Below are 20,960 nucleotides of genomic sequence, written 5' to 3'. Positions count from 1 at the left end.
CCGACGGGGCGCGCTGGGCGCGGAGCTGCCTTACCGACTCAGCGGCGGCGCACTTGCTCGACGTGGGAGTCCCACGCGGCGACCAGATCATCGGACAACACCGGTGCGCCGAGAATCTCGTCGTCGAAACCGAAGGCGTCCAGCAGTGCGGGCAGATTAGCTGCGAGGTCGTCGATGGCCTGGCCGAGCAGCTGCTGCACCGTCTTGACAGCGGCGATGTCGAGCAGGCCATGGGTGAGATACCACGTGGCGTGTTCGTCGAGGTAGTGCAGTGCGAAGACGTCGCGCACCGCGGCGATCTCGGCGTGCTCGGCATGCTTGTCGAGCATCCCCAAGGCCTCTGCGGCGCAATAGGCCCCGGCGACGTCGAGCGCGGCCGGAATGACAGCCAGCCGATCAGCGAGTGCGGGATTGTTCAGCTGCGGCTGCGCCTCGTGCGCGATCGTCAGCGTCCGAGCATCGAGCAAGCGCGCGCGGTCCTGCGGGTCGGCGGGATCGTGGAGACGGAGTTCGGGCAGCGGCGTGGCCCCGAGCTGTTTGGCCAGCACGCGACCGCCGACGGAACCGAGGACGTGGCAGTCGCCCTCACCGGTGATGGCGGCATGGCATACGCCGAGGTAGTCGGCGACGCGGTTGGCGCTGAACATGCCCTGCGCACCCATCTTGATGCGAGAGTGGGTGACCGTTTGCAAAGCATGCGGCTGGATGAAGTACTTGGCCAGCATGACCGTCACCACGGTGTCGCGATCGGTGAGGTCGCCGCCCGCGAGGAAGGTCTTGATCTCGTTGCCGTAGACCGTGCGTGCGACAGTGCCTGCCAGATCGGTGAGCAGGGTGTCGCGCACGTGCGGAAGGTCGAGCATCAGCGGCCGGTCGACAGCCGTCATCGGAACCACGCGCTTATTGGCGTAGCTCAGCGCGACGTAGAGCGCGGAGCGGGCCGTGGCGTTCAGGCAGGACGATAGCGCCATCCGGCCGACGGTCAGCTGGCTGATCGCCGAGGGGAACGCGCGCTTCTGGCTCTTCTCGTCACGCCAGGTCAGCACACCGTTGTCATCGATGGTGGCCAGGTCGTTACTCAGCCAGGCGCTCCGCTCGACCCGGAGATTGTCGAAGCTGATGATCGAGTTGTCCATGATGACCAGCGGCTGATGGTCGAGCTGGGTGATCGTCACGCCGGGGGCCGGGTCGCCGTTGGCGTCACGCAGCCGAGCCGTGAACAGGTGCACGCCCTGGTCGACACCCGCACCGTCGATGTAGCGCGCGCCGATGACGCAGACTCGCGATACCGGGATCCCGACACTGGGCATGAACTTTCGCGCCCGCGGGTGCGGGGTGTTGAGCACGAACCCGTCGCCGTCCCAGGTCGCGGTGGTCTCCATGAAGCCGATATTGGAGCCACACCCGTACTCGGTGAGGAGCATGACGCCGACACTGGAAGCATCGTCGAGGTCCTGGAGATACGGCGCCGCGGAGTCGGAGTCGGTCAGCGTGGCCAGGCTGCCCGAGGCCAGGTTGTAGTGCCCCGAGATCAGCGGGATCAGGTCGGTGGCCAGCACTGCGGACCAGTCGAACACCGCGAACAGGGAGGGCAGATCGGTCGCGATGGTCTTGGAGCTGCCGAGCTTGCCCACCAGGTACCGCAATTGGTCATACGCGTTGAGACGTCGCTGCTCCTGGCTCTGCTGCTCCGTGACGGCGAAGTCCGGGTTACTCAGAATCTCCTGCAACTGCTCATGAATCTCCGGGTTGCCATGCCGAATAAGCTCGGCCAGCGCTGTGCGTGCCATTGTCCATCCCTTTCGAAACACAATTGAGAAATCGAAACGATCGCGCGGGTTCACATCGAAAGATCAATGCACCACGAGCCTCAGGTGAGTTCACCGATAAGGCCGGCTACGCTGCCCACCCCCAAGCCGTGTCGGCGCATGCGGTCACGGCGCGGCATCTCACAGATGCCGCTGCACCGGACGACTGTCGGGCATCACTGATCCCAACTCCGACACCGCGCGAATTCGCTCCGTCCGGAGGGTCCGGCTCGACGGCCTCGACCTCCGACTTCGTGATTTGTGTGTTCTGCTCGACCGCCACAACGATCACGGCAACCTGCGGCACCACTGGTGCTGCAGAGTTGCTATGGCCGGGCTGAGACACGAAACGTATTGTGCCACAAACCCGTCCCCACGGCGGGCGGTCTGGACGGATCCGTCCTTGCCCGATTCAGCTACTCGGCAGTAGCCGAAGCCGGCACTGCGGTGAGCCGCACAGATACCGAGAGTTCCTGCAAACCAATGGCTTCGAAAATCTCACCGGTGTTCACCTTCGCGCTACCGACATATGAACACCGGGCGGCTATCGGCCCCCGTGCCATACCTCCTTCAGGACAGCGGCGATCTGGGAGAGCCCTGCGGCGGTGGTCATGCGCCAGTGCGTTGTCGTCACCACGTGGTTGTGGACCGTCCCATCGACGACCTCACCCCAGATCGTCGCGCCGACGGCACCCGTCGGATCGTCGAGTCCTGCGGTGAAATAGATGACGTCGCCGTGATAGGTCGGCGGAGTGTAGGCACTGCGCAACTGCACCGAGTGCACGGCGGCATCCAGGATCCGGCCGACCCGCTCGGCGCCGAAGGAGGCGAACGGCTCCGGCAGCTCGGCAATCAACTGTGGCAACGCCGCCCAATCCAAGTCGGCGACATTGCCGAGATCACCGGTCAGATCACCGAGCAGGCCGCCGATCAGTTCGGCGACCGGCACCTGACCGGTATCACTTGTCACCGTCCCCGGCGGATCGGACATATAGCTGTCCATCACCGCCAGAACGGCCACCTGCTCGCCCTCGCGCCGCATCCGCACGGCGATCTCATGGGCTATGACACCGCCGAACGACCACGCCAGCAGGTGGTACGGCCCGCTGGGCTGGACCGAACGGATCCGTTCGAGGTAATGCTGTGCCCACTCCTCGATCGATTCCGGCAATGCCGCGGCCCCGGCGAGAACGGGTGTCTGCAGCCCGTAGATGGGCCGGTCCGCATCGAGATGGGCCGCCAAGCCCGCATAGGACCAGGAAATCCCGGATACCGGGTGGATACAGAACAGCGGCTCGGCCGAACCCTCCGGACGCAAAGGCAGCAGTACGTCGAAAGCCGCCTCGGTATCGATACCGTCGTTGGCTCGTCGTGCGAGGTCGGTGACGAATTCCGCGGGAGTCGGTGCGGTGAACACTCGCATCACCGGAATCCGGGTACCGAGCGCCTCGGACAGCCGCACCGTCAGTTTCGCCGCGATCAGCGAGTTTCCACCCTGTTCGAAGAAGTTGTCGTCCATACCGAAGCGTTCGACGCCGAGCACGGCCGCGAAGCTCGCGGCCACGGTTTCCGCGAGCGGAGCGGCCGGTGCACGGTAGGCACGGGCCCGGAACCGCGGAGCGGGCAATGCGCGACGATCGAGCTTGCCGTTCGCGGTCAGTGGGAATGTGTCGAGCACCATGATCGTGGCAGGCACCATGTAGCCGGTCAGGAATTGCCCCACTCGCGTGCGCACCTCGCCTGGATCCAGCTCCACCCCTGCCTCGGGCAGCACGTAGCCGACCAGCTGATCACCGAGAGTGGCGTCGGCGTGGACCACGGCGAGGGCCTGGCGCACGCCTGCACAACGCAGCATGGCCGATTCGATCTCGCCGAGTTCGATCCGGAAGCCCCGCAACTGCACCTGCTGGTCGCCGCGGCCCGCGTAGGCGAGGCCTGCGTCGGCGCCGGCCCAGCGCGCAAGGTCGCCGGAACGATACATCCGGGATCCGGGCGGCCCGAACGGATCGGCGACGAACCGCGTGGCGGTCAGGCCCGGCCGGCCCCGGTACCCCCGCGACAGTTGCGCGCCCGCGACGTGGATCTCCCCCGGTGTGCCGACCGGCGCCGGATGCAGACGCCGGTCGAGGACATAGGTGTCCAGTCCGGGCAGTGCGCGGCCGATGAGGCTGGCGGGGTCGTCGACCATCTGTTCGTCGAGTGTCAGGAAGGAGACGTGCACCGTGGTCTCGGTGATGCCGTACATGTTGACCAGGCGTGGCGCGTCCACCGGGTGACGTTCGTACCAGCGGCCGAGCTGCCGCAGATCCAGCGCCTCGCCGCCGAAGATCACGTAGCGCAAGGCGAACTCGTCGTCCGCCGCCGCAGTGTGATCGAAGGCCACCAGCTGATAGAACGCCGACGGTGTCTGGTTCAGCACGGTGACCCGCTCGCGAATCAGCAGCTCACGCAGCAGCTCCGGTGATCGTGACGCAGCGTAGTCGACGACGACGACGCTGCCACCGGTCACGAGTGCGCACCACAGCTCCCAGACCGAGAAGTCGAAGGCGAACGAATGGAACAGGGTCCAGACATCGCTGGAGTCGAATTCGAACAACGGCTGGGTGCTGGTGAACAGCTCGATCGCATTGCGATGGGTGACCCCGACGCCCTTGGGCATTCCCGTGGAGCCGGAGGTGTAGATGACGTAGGCGAGGTTGTCCGGCCGCAGTGGCGCCGTCCGGTCCCGATCGGTCATCGGGCCGTCCTCGAACGCCTCGGCCTGCTCCAGCAGCACTGTCGGCACATCGATCTCCGGGACGGCCGACTGCCGGTCGGCGGTGGTCAACACGCAGACCGGCGCGGCGTCGGCGAGCACGTAGCGCAGGCGCTGGACCGGGTAGGCGAGATCGATGGGCAGATACGCCGCGCCGGCGGTGAGCACACCGAGCAATGCCACCGGAAGGTCTTCGGTGCGCTCGACTGCCACCGCCACCAGGGTTTCCGGTCCCGCACCGGCAGCCGCCAGCGCGCGCGCTACCTGGTTGGCACGCCGGTACAACTGCCCGTAGCTCAGTGCCACCGAATCGAAGCGCACGGCCATCGCCTCGGGACGATGCCGGGCCTGCGCGCCGACCAATTCGGGCAGTGTTGCCTCGGGTGCGACGGGATGGGGCAGCACCCGGTCGGGCAGCAGCGCGGCGCGTTCCTCCGGGGTGAGCAGGTCGATATCGCCGACCGGCAGTGTGGGATCGCAGGCCACCGCCGCCAGGATTCGGCCGAATCGGTCGGCGAAGCCGCGCACCGTAGCGGGATCGAACAGATCCGAGGCGAAGCCGAACTCCGCGTACATCCCCACCTCGCCATGATCGGCGTCGACGCTGGTGCCGGCTTCCCGGATTGTCAGTGAGAGGTCGAATTTCGCGGTTTCGGTCTCGAAATCCAGCGCCTCGACCTGCAACCCGGGCAGATCGAGACTGCTGGCGGGCAGATTGTCGAAGGTCAAGGCCACTTGGAACAGCGGATGACGCCCGGTGGAACGTTCCGGTTCGAGCAGCTCCACCAGATGTTCGAAGGGCAGATCGGCATGCGCGAAGGCCTGGAGGTCGGTACTGCGGGTCTCGGCGAGCAGCTGCTCGAACGACAGTTTCCCCGGCACCCTGGTGCGCAAGACGAGGGTGTTGACGAACATGCCGATCACATCGTCGAGTTCACGTTCGCCGCGCCCGGCGACCGGAGCGCCGATGGCGATGTCATCGGTGCCTGAGATCCGCGCCAGCAGCACTGCGAGCGCCGCATGCACCACCATGAACAGCGTCGCGTTCTGGTCGCGGGCGAGTTTGCGCAGGGTGCGATGCACATCGGCGTCGATCTCGAACCGGATCCGGTCACCGGCGAAGGTCTGCACCGCGGGGCGCGGACGGTCGGTGGGCAGGGCCAGTTCCTCGGGCAGCTCCGCCAGCGCGTTGCGCCAGTAGCGCGTCTGGCCCGCGATGACGCTGTCCGGATCGTCGATGGAGCCCAGCATGTCGTGCTGCCAGAGGCCGTAGTCCGCGTACTGAATCGTTGGCGCAGACCAACCCGGCGCCATACCCGCCGCGCGGGCGGCATAGGCGAGCATCAGGTCCCGGGTGAGCGGGGCCATCGACCAGCCGTCGGCGCTGACATGGTGGGCGACGAACACCAGGATGAATTCGTGGTCCGCCGGGCGCAGCAGCGCGATGCGGAACGGTACTTCGGTGGTCACATCGAAGCCCGTGGTGACCAGCCGGTGGACCACAGCGGGGACATCTGCGGGGTCGACCGGGGAGACGTCGAGCGCGACCGCCGCGTCGGCCGTATCGAGTATTCGCTGGATCGGCCCGTCCGGTGTCTGCGGGTAGAGCGTGCGCAGCGATTCGTGCCGGTCGACGACATCGATCACGGCGCTGCGGAGGGCATCGACGTCGAGGCGACCGGTCAGCCGGATCGCGACCGGAATGTTGTATGCCGCCGAGGCGGGCTCGAACTGGTTGAGGAACCACATCCGCCGCTGGGCCGCCGACAACGGAATATGCTCCGGTCGTGGGCCCGCCACCAGCGGACGGCGGCTCCCGGAACCCGCGTGCCGTTCGACCCGCACCGCGAGCTCGGCCACCGTCGGCGCCTCGAACAGCTCCCGCACCCCGACCGTCGTGTCGAGCGCGGCGGCCACGCGCGCGACCACCTGGGTCGCCAACAGCGACGTCCCGCCGAGTGCGAAGAAATCGTCCTCGGCGCCGACCCGTTCCCGACCGAGCACCTCGGCGTATGCGCCGGCGACGATCTCCTCGATCGGGGTCGACGGCGCGCGGTGAGCGCGGGTCGCGAACTCCGGTTCGGGCAGCGCGCTTCGGTCGAGTTTGCCGTTGACGTTCAGCGGCAGCGCGTCCAGCACCACGAACGCCGCGGGCACCATATACGAGGGCAGCGCCGCCTCCAGCGACGAAACGACCTGCGCGATATCGATGCCCGTCGCGCCGGATGGCACCAGGTAGGCCACCAGCCGGTCACCGGCGCGCGCGTCGGTATGCGCGATCACCGCGGTCCGGGCGATCGAGGGCACCGCGAGCAACGCTGCCTCGATCTCTCCCAATTCGATGCGGAAGCCGCGGATCTTGACCTGGAAATCGCTGCGACCCCGGAATTCGAGTTCGCCACGGCGATTCCACGCGACCAGATCGCCGGTGCGATACATCCGATCGCCGGCAGCGAAGGGGTCTGCGGTGAACCGTTCGGCCGTCAGATCCGGGCGGGCGTAGTACGCACGCGCCAATTGCGCACCGGCCAGATACAACTCGCCGACGACGCCGGCCGGGACGGGTCGCAGGCGGCGGTCCAGCACATAGACCCGGCTGTTCCACTGCGGCGTACCGATCGGCACCGACAGTTCGTCGGCGTCGGTGACCAGGTGGCTGGTGACCGATACCGCGGCCTCGGTCGGACCATAGAGGTTGAACAGCTCCGCGTGCGGATGTTCCCGCCGGAATCGTCGCGCGAGCGTGGCAGGCAGTTCCTCACCGATGGCGAGCACGCGCCGCACCGATTCCGGAATCCCGGCCGTGAGCAGGACATCCAGCATGGATGGCACCACATGCAGGGTGCTCACGCGCTCACGGGAGATCAACCCGCTCAGGTACGACGGATCGCGATGGCCGTCGGGCGCTGCGATCACCATGCGGCCGCCGCAGGCTGCCGCTCCCCAGAACTCCCACACCGACAGATCGAAGGTGGCCGCCGTCTTCAGCAGCATCGTGTCCGCCGCGCTCAGACCGAAGTGGTCGTTCTGATACCGCAACTGGTTGACGATCGCCGCATGGGTCACCGCAACGCCCTTGGGCCGTCCGGTCGAACCGGAAGTGAAGATCACGTAGGCGGTGTGCTGCGGGCGCAGTGGCGCGATCCGGTCGGCATCGGTGACGGGCGCGGAATCGACGTGGTCGAGCCGTAGATCCGCCAGCGACACCACCGGCGCGACCGCGGTGCTGAATTCGGCCGGGCCCGTGGTGAGCACACAGATCGGCGCGGCAGTCTCCAGGATGTGGCCGATACGTTCGGCGGGCTGATCGGGATCGACCGGCACATAGGCACCACCCGAGGCGGCCACCGCGTACATGGCCACCACCAGATCCACCGAACGCCGCAGCGCCAGCGCCACCCGCGTCTCCGGACCGACACCACGCGATATCAGGTACCGGGCCAGGCGATTCACCCTCGCCTCGAGTTGACCGTAGGTCAGCACGACCCGCCCGTGGTCCGGCACATCCGCGGCGACGGCGACAGTATCCACCGAACTGGCAGCAGTGGCGGCGAACAGCGAACTCAGGGTCGTCACGCTGTCGACCGGGACCGCGGTGGAGTTTCGCTCCACCAGCACGACCTGCCGCTCGTCCGGAGTCATGATCTCGAGATCACCGATCGCCGTGGTGGTGTCGGAGGTGATGATTGTCAGGATTCGAATCAGCCGGTCGGCGAAGCCGTGTGCGGTCGAATCGTCGAAGAGGTCGCTCGCGTAGGTGAGGACCCCCTCGATACCGGTGGGCGCGCCCGAATCGTCGTAGCCGTCGGCCACGATCAGATGCAGGTCGAACTGCGAGATTCCGGTGTCGACGTCCAGTCCGGAGACGGTGAGGCCTGGCAGCTCCAGCGCCGCGGAGGCAAAGTTCTGGAACGACAGACCCACCTGGAACAGCGGATGACGTGCGGTGGAGCGCACCGGGTTCAGCACCTCGACCAGACGCTCGAACGGCACATCGGCGTGGGTGAAGGCCTGAATATCGGTTTCGCGTTGCCGCGCCAGCAGTTCAGGGAAGGTGTACGCCGGGTCGACCCTGGTGCGGAACACCAGGGTGTTGACGAACATGCCGATCAGCTCGTCCACTACCGCGTCGCCGCGACCCGCCGTCGGGGTCCCGATCGCGATGTCGTCGCCGCCGGAAAGGCGCGCAAGCAGAACCGCGAACGCGGTGTGCAGCACCATGAACAGGGTCGCGCCCTCGCTGCGGGCGAGCTGGATCAGCGCCTGATGAGTGGCGGCGTCGATCCGCACCGACACCTTTCCGCCCGCGTAAGACTGAGTGGCCGGACGCGGCCGGTCCGACGGTAGATCCAGCTGGTCCGGTAGATCAGCGAGTTCGGCGGTCCAGTACGCGAGCTGGGTAGCCGCGGCGGAGGCGGGGTCGTCCTCGGCGCCGAGCAGCTCGCGCTGCCAGATGCTGTAGTCGGCGTACTGCACCGCGAGCGGTGTCCAGGTCGGCGCCGAACCTGCCGACCGAGCCATGTACGCGGTCATCAGATCTCGGGTCATCGGCCCCACCGACGAGCCGTCGCCGCAGATGTGGTGAATCACCATGGCCAGCACGTGTTCCGGCGTGCCGGTCAGTGCGTCGACGATACGGAACAGCGCGATCCGCAGCGGAACCTCCGCGGTGACGTCGAAGCCGGCCGAGATCACCGCCGCGACCGCGGATTCGATCTCATCGCCTGCGACGTCGACGGGGTCGAGCGATACCGAGTTCGCGGGCAGCACGACCTGCACCGGGCCGCTGCTGGTCTTCGGATAGACGGTGCGCAGGATTTCGTGCCGGGTGATCAGGTCCGCGACGGCCTGCCCGAGGGCAGCGACATCCAGCTCTCCGGTCAACCGCACCGCGACCGGGACGTTGTACGCGGCCGAATCGGTGTCGAACTGGTTGAGGAACCACATCCGCTGCTGTGGCAAAGACAGCGGGATGCGATCCGGTCGGGGACGCGCCACCAGTGCCGGACGGGCGTGGTCGGCACCGTGTGCGGCCAGCGCCGCAAGGCCCGCGACGGTGGGAGCTTCGAACAGGGCACGCACGGGCACGGTGGTGCCGAGCGCGGTACCGATCCGCACGGCGACCTGGGTGGCCAGCAGGGAATTGCCACCGCGGGCGAAGAAGTCGTCATCGGCGCCGACCCGGCCGACTCCGAGGACATCCGCGAATACGCCGGCGACGATCTCTTCGAACGGGGTCGAGGGCGCACGCGAGGGCATGGTCTCGATGTCGGGTTCCGGCAAGGCCGACCGGTCGAGTTTGCCGTTCGCGGTCAGTGGCAGTGCCTCGAGTATCACGATGTCAGCGGGCACCAGATAGGACGGCAGCTGCTCACGAAGTGCCGAAACAATCTGAGCCGGACCGATATCGGTCGCGACGACGTAGGCGACGACGCGGTCGCCGAGGTGGGGGTGCGATCGCACCATCGCCGCGGCCCGCGCGACCGCAGGCATGGCCAGCAGCGCGGCCTCGATTTCGCCGAGTTCGATCCGGAAGCCGTGAACCTTCACCTGCGAGTCGTCGCGTCCGTGATAGCCGAGCTCGCCCGCACCGTTCCAGGAGACCAGATCGCCGGTGCGGTACATGCGGCCGCCGGTACCGAACGGATCGGCCACGAACCGGTCCGCGGTCAGCTCCGGTCGCCCGTGGTAGCCACGGGCGAGCTGCGCACCGGCCAGATACAACTCCCCTACGACGCCGTCGGGGACGGGACGCAACAGCTCGTCGAGGACATAGACGCGGGTGTTCCAGGCTGGTACACCGATCGGCACCGAGGCGCCGTCGACTGTGTGGACCCGATAGCTGGTTACCGAGACGGCGGTCTCGGTGGGACCGTAGAGATTGAACAGTTCCGTGCGCGGGTGTGCGCGGCGCACCCGCTGGGCGAGGCCGGCCGGCAGTGCCTCCCCGATCGCGAGGATGCGCCACACCGAGTCGGGCATCCCGGCGGTGACCAGCGCGTCCAGCATGGACGGCACCGCATGGAGGGTGGTGACCCATTCGCGCGTCATCAGTTCAGCGAGGTAGGCCGGATCACGGTGGCCGTCGGGGGCGGCGATCACCAGCCGGCCACCGCAGATCGCAGCCGTCCAGAACTCCCAGACCGACAGGTCGAAAGCCGCGGTGGTCTTCAGCAGTACCGCGTCAGCGGCATCGAGGCCGAATTCGGCGGCCTTCCAGACCAATTGATTCACGATCGCGGCGTGCGGCACCGCGACACCCTTCGGCTGTCCGGTGGACCCCGAGGTGAAGATGACATACGCGGTATGCGCGGGCCGCAGTTCCGTCACCCGGTCCACGTCGCGGATGGGTGTCGCCGCGAACGCGGAGAGATCGAGGTCCACAGGCCGCACCACGGGCGCGATATCGGTGTCGATGTCGGTGCCCGCGAGCACACAGACCGGCGCGGTGGTGGCCAGGATGTGCTGGACGCGCCGCACGGGGTGACTCGGATCCACCGGCACATACGCGGCACCCGACTTGGTCACCGCGTACATCGCGACGACCAGATCGATCGACCGCTCGAAGACCAGTGCCACCCGGTTCTCCGGGCCGACCCCCATGGAGATGAGATAGCGCGCGAGCCGATTGACCCTGGCATCGAGTTCGCCATAGGTCACCTCGACGGTGCCCTCCGCGGTATCGGCGACCAGGGCTACCGCATGCGGTGTCGCGGCGATGGTTTCATCCAGTAGCGAGGCCAGCGTCGCCGTCGGGTCGACCACGTGGTCGGTGCGGTTGCGGCCGTCGAAGATATCGGCGCGCTCGGCGTCGCCCAGAATCTCGATCGCCCCGACCGGCGCGGCTGGATCGACCGCGACAGCGGCCAGCAGCCGCGTGAAACGAGCGGCGATACGCTGCGCGGACGCCTGGTCGAACAGATCGTGGGCGTAGGTGAGGTAGCCTCCGATACCCGCCGGGGCGCCCTCGCCGGTGTAGCTGTCGCTCACGATCAGGTGCAGGTCGAACTGTGAGACCGCGGCGTCGACCGATACCGGACTGACCGACAGACCGGGCAGTTCCAGCGTCGCTTCGGCCAGATTCTGGAACGACAATCCCACCTGGAACAGCGGGTGACGCGCGGTGGAACGGGCCGGGTTCAAGACCTCGACCAGCCGCTCGAACGGGATATCGGCGTTCGCGAAGGCCGCGATCGCGTTCTCTCGCTGCCGGACCAGCAGCTCGTCGAACGGTTCGCCTGCGTCGACCCGGGTACGGAAGACCAGGGTGTTGACGAACATGCCGATGAGATCGTCGAGCACCGCCTCACCGCGCCCCGCGATCGGGGTGCCGATGGCGACATCCGCAGACCGCGACAACCGGGCCAGTAGCACCGAGAAGGCGGCTTGCACCACCATGAACAGCGTCGCGTTGTGCGCACGCGCGAGATCGACCAGAGCCCGGTGCGTTCCGGCATCGATGGCGACCTCGACCTTGCCACCCGCATACGTCTGCACGGCAGGTCGCGGCCGGTCGGTCGGCAGATCGATCCGGTCGGGCAGTCCGGCCAGATTCCGCTGCCAATGGTCGAGCTGCGTGGCCGCCATCGACGCCGGATCCGCGTCGTCGCCGAGCAGTTCGCGCTGCCAGAGGCTGTAATCGGCATACTGCACCGGCAGCGGCGGCCATGCGGGAGTGGTTGCGGCCAGTCGCGCGGTATAGGCGGTCATCAGGTCACGGGTCAGTGGCCCGAACGACGAGCCGTCGGCGCAGATGTGGTGCACCACCATGACGAGCACATGCTCGGCCACAGCCGCCTCGGCCACCCGCAACAGCGCCATCGCGACGGGTACGGCGCGGGTGACGTCGAAGGTCGTCGAGATCAGCTCGGCTACCGTCGATTCGACGTCCGCACCCGCCACGACTCGCTCGTCGAGGTGGGGCAACGCCTGCTCCACCGGGAGGATCACCTGGCCGGGGCCGTGCTCTGTCCGCGGGTAGACCGTGCGAAGGATCTCATGTCTGGCCACCACGTCGGTGATCGCCGAACGCAGCGCGGGCACGTCCAGTTCCCCGGTGAGACGGATCGCGATCGGCACGTTGTAGGCCGTTGACGTGGTGTCGAACTGATTGAGGAACCACATGCGCTGCTGCGCGGGCGAGAGCGGGATATGCGCGGGGCGCGACGTGGCTGTCAGCGGCGCACGGCCTTGCGTGCCTGTGTCTTCCTCGGCGCGCGCCGCCAACGCGGACACCGTCGGCGCCTCGAACAGCAGCCGGACCGGGACCTGTACCTCGAGCCTCGCACCGAGCCGGGTCGCGGCCTGGGTGGCGATCAACGAGTTCCCGCCCAGCTGGAAGAAGTCGTCGTCGGCGCCGAGCGGACGTGTGGGATGGAGCAGTTCGGTGAACACCGACGCGACGGCCTGTTCGAATCTTCCTGACGGAGCCCGGAACCCGGTGGCGTGCAACTGCGGCTCGGGCAGGGCCCGGCGGTCGAGTTTGCCCACCGGGGTCAGCGGGATCTCATCGAGAACGACGATCGCGGTCGGCACCATATGTGCGGGAAGGACGCGACCGAGCGCAGTGACGACCGCGGCCGTGTCCACTGTGGCGCCTGCGGCGGGAAGCACGTACGACACGAGGATGGTCGCCCCGGATCCGGAGGCGCGTCCGACGGTGACGGCGAAGTCCACCTCCGGACGGTCGCCCAGTACGGCGTCGATCTCGCCGAGTTCGATCCGGAACCCGCGGACCTTCACCTGGAAATCATTGCGTCCCACATACTCCACGGTCGGCCCACCGTCGGTGACCCGGTGGCGCACGAGGTCACCGCTGCGATACAGCCGCGCACCGGGCGGGCCGTACGGGTCGGCGACGAAGCGCGCGGCGGTCAGCCCGGGCCGGTCGTGGTAGCCACGCGCGAGCTGCGCGCCCGCGAGGTAATGCTCTCCGGTGACCCCCTCGGGCACCGGACGCAATCTGCTGTCGAGCACCAGTGAGCACATGCCGGGGATCGGTGCGCCGATCGTGACCGGGGCATCCGGAACCAGTGGTTCGCTGATGTTGGTCATGATGGTGGTCTCGGTGGGCCCGTAGCCGTTGTAGAACTCCCGGGTCCGCCTGCCCGCGATCGGCAGCACCCAGCGCCGCACCAGCTCGGGCGGGCAGGCCTCACCACCGGAGATCACCACGCGCAGTCGATCCAGGCCCGCGGGATCCATCGATGTCAACGCCGCAGGCGTGATGAACGCATGGGTCACCCGCTCCCGCCGCAGTAGCTCGGTCAGCTCTGCGCCGCCGTAGACCGTCGGTGCGACGACCACCATGGTGGTCGCGCCGCCGACCGCGAGCAGCAGTTCCAGAACCGAGGCGTCGAACGAGGGCGAGGCGAAATGCAGTGTGCGCGAACTGCTGGTCACCCGGTAGCGATCGCGCTGTTCGGCGCAGAACCCGGACAGGCCTGCCTGGCTGACCACGACACCCTTCGGGGTACCGGTGGACCCGGAGGTATAGATGACATAAGCCGGGTGCTGCGGACGCAGTGGCCGCACCCGATCACGGTCGGTGATCGGATCGGCCTTCACCGAGGCGAGTTCGTCGGCGCAGTCAGCCGAATCGAGCGCCAGCCACTCGATCGGCCCTGGCAGCGAGCCTTGTACCGCGGCAACGGTGAGACCGAGGACCGCGCGAGAATCCGCGACCATATGCGCGATCCGGTCGGCGGGATAGTCCGGGTCGACCGGCACGAACGCCGCACCGGTTTTCGCGATCGCCCATACCGCGAGCACCGATTCGGCGGATCGGGGGATTCCCACCGCAACAAGGTCTTCCGGTCCGATCCCGCGTGCGAGCAGGGCCCGCGCCAGCCGGGTGGATCGTTCGTCGAGGTCGAGATAGTCCAGTTGATCCAGCGTCTGCGTGCCGTCGGCGAGGATCACCGCGACCCCGTCGGGGTTGTTCTCGACGGCGTCGGCGAGCAGATCCGGCAGCAGGGCGATGTCGGCGTGCTCGGCGTCCACCGGACGCGGCGCGGCCCTGCCACCGACGAGGCGGGCTTCGTTGTTGTCCAGGATGTCGATATCGCCTACCGGAGCAGACGGATCGGCGGCCACCGCGGTCAGCACACGCACGAATCGGCGGGCGAAGGCCGCAACGGTGGGCTCGTCGAAAAGATCCGCGGCGTAGGCGAAGACCACGGCGATCTGTGCCGGAGCACCGTCGTCGCCATGAGTGGGCTCGACGATCACCTGGAGATCGAATTTCGCGGTGATCTCGCCGGTGTCGAGCGCGCGGACGGTCAGGCCGGGCAATTCCAGTGCGGGCTGTTCGAGGTTGTCGAACGACAAGACCACCGAGAACAAGGGGTTGCCGGTCGCGCTGCGCGCCGCGTCGACCTCCTCGACGACCCGTTCGAACGGGACGTCGGCGTTGACGAACGCCGACAGATCGGTCTCACGCACCTGATCGAGCAGGGTCGCGAAGCCGGCCGACGGCGCGACCTCGACGCGCAGGGCGAGGGTGTTGACGAACATGCCGACCAGGTCGTCGAGTACACGCTCCCCGCGACCGGCGACCGGTGTGCCGATGACGGTATCGGCGCTACCGCTCAGCCGTGCGAGCAGCACCGCGAGCGCCGCGTGCAGGACCATGAACATCGTCGCGTTGTGCTTGCGCGCGAGACCGATCAGCTGGTGGTGGACTCGGGGCTCGACGGTGATCGCCGTCGAACCGCCGCGCGCCGACGGTGTCTGCGGCCGTGGACGATCGGCCGGCAGTTCCGGTACTCCGGCGAGTCCGGCCAGTGACTCACGCCAATACTTCAGCTGCTCGGCGGCGATCGAGGTCGTGGACTCGTAGTCGCCGATGGCCGCACGCTGCCAGATCGCGTAGTCCGCGTACTGCACCGGTAGCGCCGGCCAGTCCGGTGCGGACCCGCTCGTGCGCGCGAGATAGGCGGCCATCAGGTCGCGAGCCAACGGTGCCAGCGACGCACCGTCGGCCGCGATGTGGTGCACCACCATGGCGAGCAGGTGATCGTCGCCGGAACTGAACAGCCGCAAGCGCACCGGCGCGGCAGTGGTGATGTCGAAGCCCGTCGCCATCAAGCCTGCGACTGTGCCGGTCACATCGGCGACGTCGTCCTCGACGACGAGGCCGTCGGGAAGTACCTCCCGCACCGGCAGGATCTGCTGGTATGGCAATCCGTCGGCGTCGGCGGGGAACCGCGTCCGCAGCGCCTCGTGGCGCTCGAGAACATCGCAGACGGCGGCGCCGAGCGCGGTGCGGTCCAGCCGACCGGACAACCGGATCGCGAACGGCATGTTGTAAGCGCCGGACTCCGGTTCGATCCGGTTGAGTACCCACATTCGCTGTTGCGCGAGTGACAGCGGCACCCGCGCCGGGCGTTGCCTACGGACCAGTGGTGCACGAGTGCTGCCGTGCCGGGAGCTCATCCGGGTGGCGAGCGCGGACACCCGGGGTGCGTCGAAGAGGTCACGTACGGAGACCTCGGTGTCGAGGGCTTCGTTGAGGCGGGCAACCACCCGCGTGGCGAGCAACGAGTTTCCGCCCAGTGCGAAGAAGTCGTCGTCGGCACCGACACGCTCCACGCCGAGCAGATCCGCGAAGACCCCCGCGACGGCTTGCTCCTTCGGATCGGTCGGCGGCCGGAACTCACCGACCTCGAACACCGGCTCCGGCAACGCCTGGCGATCCAATTTGCCGCTGGCGTTCAACGGCAGATCCGCGAGGACGACGACTGCGGACGGCACCATGTACGCGGGCAAGAATTCGGCGGCGGCGTCGAGCAGATCTCGCTGCTCCATCGTGTGCCCCGGTCGCGGCACCGCATAGGCCACCAACCGGTCGCCGACATCCGACGGCCGCACCATGGCCACCGCCTGGCTCACCCCCGGCTGCGCGAGCAATGCCGACTCGATCTCACCGAGCTCGATCCGCTGGCCACGGAATTTCACCTGAAAGTCGGTGCGCCCCAGGTACTCGAGCCGCGCCGGTTCGGCTGTGCTCGGCGCGCGCCAGACCACCAGATCGCCGGTGCGATACATCCGCGCGCCGGTGTCGAAGGGGTTCGCGACGAATCGTCCGGCGGTCTGCGCGGCCTGGCTGAGATAGCCGCGTGCCAGCTGGTCGCCCGCCAGATAGAGTTCGCCGCGCACACCCGCCGGTACCGGTCGCAGCCGCGAGTCCAGCACATACACTCGCGTATTCCATTGCGGGAGCCCGATCGGGACACTCGCCTGCGTGCCGTCGCCCGCCGGCCAGTAGGTGACCGATACCGCGGCCTCGGTGGGCCCGTACAGATTGTGCACCTGCGCCTCGGTGACGGCCCGGACCGCGCGCACGGTTTCCGGGGGCAGCGCCTCGCCGATGACGAAGATGTCGCGCAAGCTCTCCAGGGCCGTGGCCGGGGCATGTGCGGCAAACACGGTCAGCATCGAGGGGACGAAATCGGTCACCGTGACACGGTGGGCGGCAATGAGCTGCGCGAGGTACTCCGGATCCCGGTGCCCGTCGTGATCGGCGACGACCAGTTCGGCGCCCGCCCGCAGTGGCATGAGATAGCCCCACAGTGAAACGTCGAAGGTGGTTGCTGTCTTCTGCAGGTACACATCCCCCAGATGCATCGGATACTGCGCGAGCATCCAACGGATCTGGTTGTCGATCGCCGCGTGCGACACCGCGACACCCTTGGGGCGGCCGGTCGAACCGGAGGTGAAGATCACGTACGCGGGATGCTGCGGCAACACCGGGCGCAACAACTCATCGGCACCGATCGGCGTACCGGACAGCAGCGCAGTACCGATGGTGTCCATCCGCAGCACCGCGACGTGCTGCGGCATCCGCGGCGCATCGGCACCGGTGGTGAGCACACACACGGGCCGGGCGGTATCGAGTACATGCGCGATCCGCTCGATCGGATGATCGGGATCGACGGGCACGTAGGCACCGCCCGCGGTGAGGATCGCGTACATGCCGACCACGAGGTCGACCGAACGCCGGACAGCGAGGCCGACCAGCGTCTCCGCACCGACGCCGTGGCTGATGAGCACACGCGCCAGCCGGTTGACCCTGGTATCGAACTCGGCGTAGGTGAGGGCGGTGTCCGCGTACCTGAGGGCGACCGCGCCGGGGTGCCGTGCGACCGCGCGCCGGTAGCCGGCGAGAACAGGTTCGGTGACCAGAGGATGGTCGGTGGCGTTCCAGTCGGCCAGAATGGCGACGCGCTCGTCGGTGTCGAGCAGGTCGATATCGCCGACGACCTGGTCCGCAGATTCCGCGACGGCCGCGAGTATCGCGCCGAGCCGCCGGGCGAACCCCGCCACCGTCGCCGCCTCGAACAGGTCGGTGGCGTAGGTGAACGCCGCGGAGATCCCCGCGGGGCTGCGGCCGTCGGCACGCGGCACCATGGTCAGTTCGAGGTCGACCTTGGCCAGCGGCACCGCCATATCGACGGTGGAGACGGTCAGCTCGGGTAGCTCCAGTGCCTCGGACGCGAAGTTCTGGAACGTCAGCATCACCTGGAACAGCGGATGATGCGCACCCGACCGGACCGGATCGAGCAGTTCCACCAGTCGCTCGAACGGCACATCGACGTGGCCGAAGGCTTCGATGTCGCGGGTGCGGACGTGCTCGAGCAATTGGGTGAAGGTGTATTCGGCGTCGACCTCGGTGCGCAGGGCGACGGTGTTGACGAACATGCCGATCAGCTCGCTCAGCGACGCGTCGGCACGGCCGGCCACCGGTGTCCCGACGCAGATGTCACGAGTACCCGACAACCGGGCGAGCAGTAGCGCGAACGCCGTGTGCACCACCATGAACAGCGTGCCGTCGTGGCGCTGCGCCAGCCGCTCCAGCGCCGCGTGCACGGTCGCGTCGATCTCGAATTCGCTGGTCGCGCCGCGACCGGAGAACACCGCCGGACGCGGATGGTCGGCGGGCAGATCCAGATGCTGCGGCAGACCCGCAAGCCGATCGCGCCAGAACGCGATCTGGCGCGCGAGCAGTGCGGTCGGATCGGATTCGTCGCCGAGCATCTCCCGCTGCCACAGCGTGTAGTCGGCGTACTGCACCGGCAGTGGCTGCCAGGCCGGTGCCGAGCCCAGCGCGCGGGCAGAGTACGCGGTCATCAGATCGCGAGCCAGCGGTGCCATGGATGTGCCGTCACCAGCGATGTGGTGCATCACGCTGATCAGCACATGCTCGTTCTCGCCCACCCGCAGCAACCGCAGCCGGATCGGCGGTGCCGCGGTGACATCGAATCCCGCGAGCACGGTGTCCAGGACCCGCTCGGCCAGTTCGGATTCGGTGCTCGCGACAACGAGCAGCTCTGGCGTCGCCAGCGGGTCGGCAGGGCTGTGCACACGCTGGGTGCCGATGCCGTCGTGCTCCGGATAGCTGGTCCGCAACACCTCGTGCCGCGCCACGAGGTCGGTGATCGCGGCACGCAGTGCGGGCTCGTCCAGCTGCCCGGTCAACCGGACGGCCAGCGGAATATTGTTGGTGGCGGCCATCGGGTCGAACCGGTTGAGGAACCACATCCGCTGCTGCGCATACGACAGCGGTATGCGGTCGGGTCGGGCGACCGGACGCGGTGCGGAGTAGGACCGGTCGGCCGAGGCCTGCACGCGTGCGGCCAGCTTCGCCACCGTCGGCGCCTCGAACAGCCAGGCGACCGGCACGCGAGTACCCGACACCGTGCCCAGGCGCGCGGTCGCCTGTGTCGCGAGCAGCGAATTGCCGCCGAGTTCGAAGAAGTCGTCGTCGGCGCCGACGCGAACGTCATCGCCTGTGTCGGCTGACATGAGCAGTTCGGTGAAAATCGCCGCGACCTGCTGCTCGGCGGGTGTCGCGGGCGCACGGAACTGCCGGGTGCGCAACACCGGGGCGGGCAATGCGGCGCGATCCAATTTGCCCACCGGGGTGAGGGGCAGTTCGTCGAGGACGGTGATCGCCGCGGGGATCATGTACGTCGGCAACGTCTCGGCGAGGAACTCGGCGAGTTCGCCGGTGTCCACGGCTACCCGCCCCGCGCCGGGTTCGCTCGGCGAGCACGAGCGCGGCAGCACATAGGACGCCAGCGCGCTGCCCGTCGGGAGTGCCACACCCAGTGTGGCGGCGTAATCGATGTCCGGGTGGGCGGTCAGCGCGGCATCGATCTCGTGCAGTTCGATGCGCAGGCCGCGGATCTTCACCTGGAAATCGACACGACCGTGGTATTCCAGAACCCCGGACACGGTCCGCCGCACCATATCTCCGGTGCGGTACATCCTGGTACCGCTGTCCTCCCCCATCGAGAACGGATCGGCCACGAAACGCTCGGCGCTGAGCCCGCGGCGGTGCAGGTACCCCTGCGCGAGCGCCGGCCCCGCCAGATACAGCTCACCGACTGTCCCGTCGGGCACCATGCGCAACCGCGAATCCAGCACGTACGCGGCCATACCCGGCACCGTGGTGCCGATATGCACCGAATCCCCGGCCAGCAGCGCGGCGGTGCTGGCGAAGATGGTGGTCTCGGTGGGGCCGTACACGTTGAACACGCGACGACCACCCCGCGCCCACCGATCCACCAGTTCGGAACGGAGCCGGTCACCGCCACACAGAACGGCACGCAGTTCGTCCAAGCCGGTCGGATCGACCGATTCCAGCGCGGCCGGGGTGATGCACAGATGCGTGACGCGTTCGCGCAGCAGCAGCTCGGCGAGTTCGGTGCCGCCGAACACCATCGGCGGCACCACGACCAGCGTGGCACCGGCGGTGAAGGCGAGCAGCATCTCGATCACCGAGAAGTCGAAGCTCGGCGAACACAGATGCGTCACCCGCGAGTCCCGGTCGACACCGCGCAGCGAGATCTCCGATGCGGCCAGGGTGGCCAGCCCGGCATGGGTCACCGCGACACCCTTCGGTTTTCCGGTGGATCCCGAGGTGTAGATGACGTACGCGACGTGCTGGTGGGTCAGCGGCCGTACCCGATCCTGATAGGACACCGGGTGCCCGGCGCGCGCCGCGACGCTCGTGCGGACCGCGATGTCGTCGACCGCGATCCATTCGATCCCGGCACTCGGCAGCTCGCCACGGTGGGCCTCGGCGGTGATCCCGACCGCCGCACCGGAGTCCGCCAGCATGTGGGCGATCCGCTCGGTCGGGTAGCCGGGGTCCACCGGAACGTAGGTCGCACCGGTCTTGGCGATCGCCCACACCGCGAGCACGGACTCCACCGAGCGAGTGATGGCCACTGCGATGAAGTCGCCTGGTCCGAGCCCGCGTTCGATCAAATATCGAGCCAACCGCGAGGACGCCTCGTCGACCTCGCGGTAGGTCAGGGTGCGCTGGTCAGCGGCATCGCCGGTCGGGTTGTCACGAATCGCGACCGAATCGGCTGCCGTGTCGACCATTG

The 20,960-nt window shown here is 67.9% G+C and carries 2 protein-coding genes; both read right to left on the bottom strand.

All coding sequences use genetic code 11. The features are described from left to right. Positions 1–38: 38 nt before the first annotated feature. A complete protein-coding gene (locus tag ACFXNW_RS12560; RefSeq protein WP_379417760.1) occupies positions 39–1,790 on the bottom strand; it encodes an acyl-CoA dehydrogenase in 1,752 nt (583 codons plus the stop codon). 562 nt (positions 1,791–2,352) lie between these two features. Continuing rightward, positions 2,353–20,958, bottom strand: coding sequence for a non-ribosomal peptide synthase/polyketide synthase (locus tag ACFXNW_RS12555; protein ID WP_379417759.1), 18,606 nt, complete (start codon positions 20,956–20,958; stop codon positions 2,353–2,355). Positions 20,959–20,960 lie beyond the last annotated feature (2 nt).

The organism is Nocardia sp. NPDC059180 (assembly GCF_042754945.1).
In the GTDB taxonomy this organism is placed as follows: domain Bacteria; phylum Actinomycetota; class Actinomycetes; order Mycobacteriales; family Mycobacteriaceae; genus Nocardia.
The sequence above is the reverse complement of the archived record's forward strand: the minus strand, read 5'-3'. Positions and strand labels throughout refer to the sequence as shown.

What these genes read in the sequence shown, in the direction of transcription:
- ACFXNW_RS12560 (WP_379417760.1), bottom strand. Translation starts at nt 1,790, where the DNA reads ATGGCACGCACAGCGCTGGCCGAGCTTATTCGGCATGGCAACCCGGAG.
- ACFXNW_RS12555 (WP_379417759.1), bottom strand. Translation starts at nt 20,958, where the DNA reads ATGGTCGACACGGCAGCCGATTCGGTCGCGATTCGTGACAACCCGACC.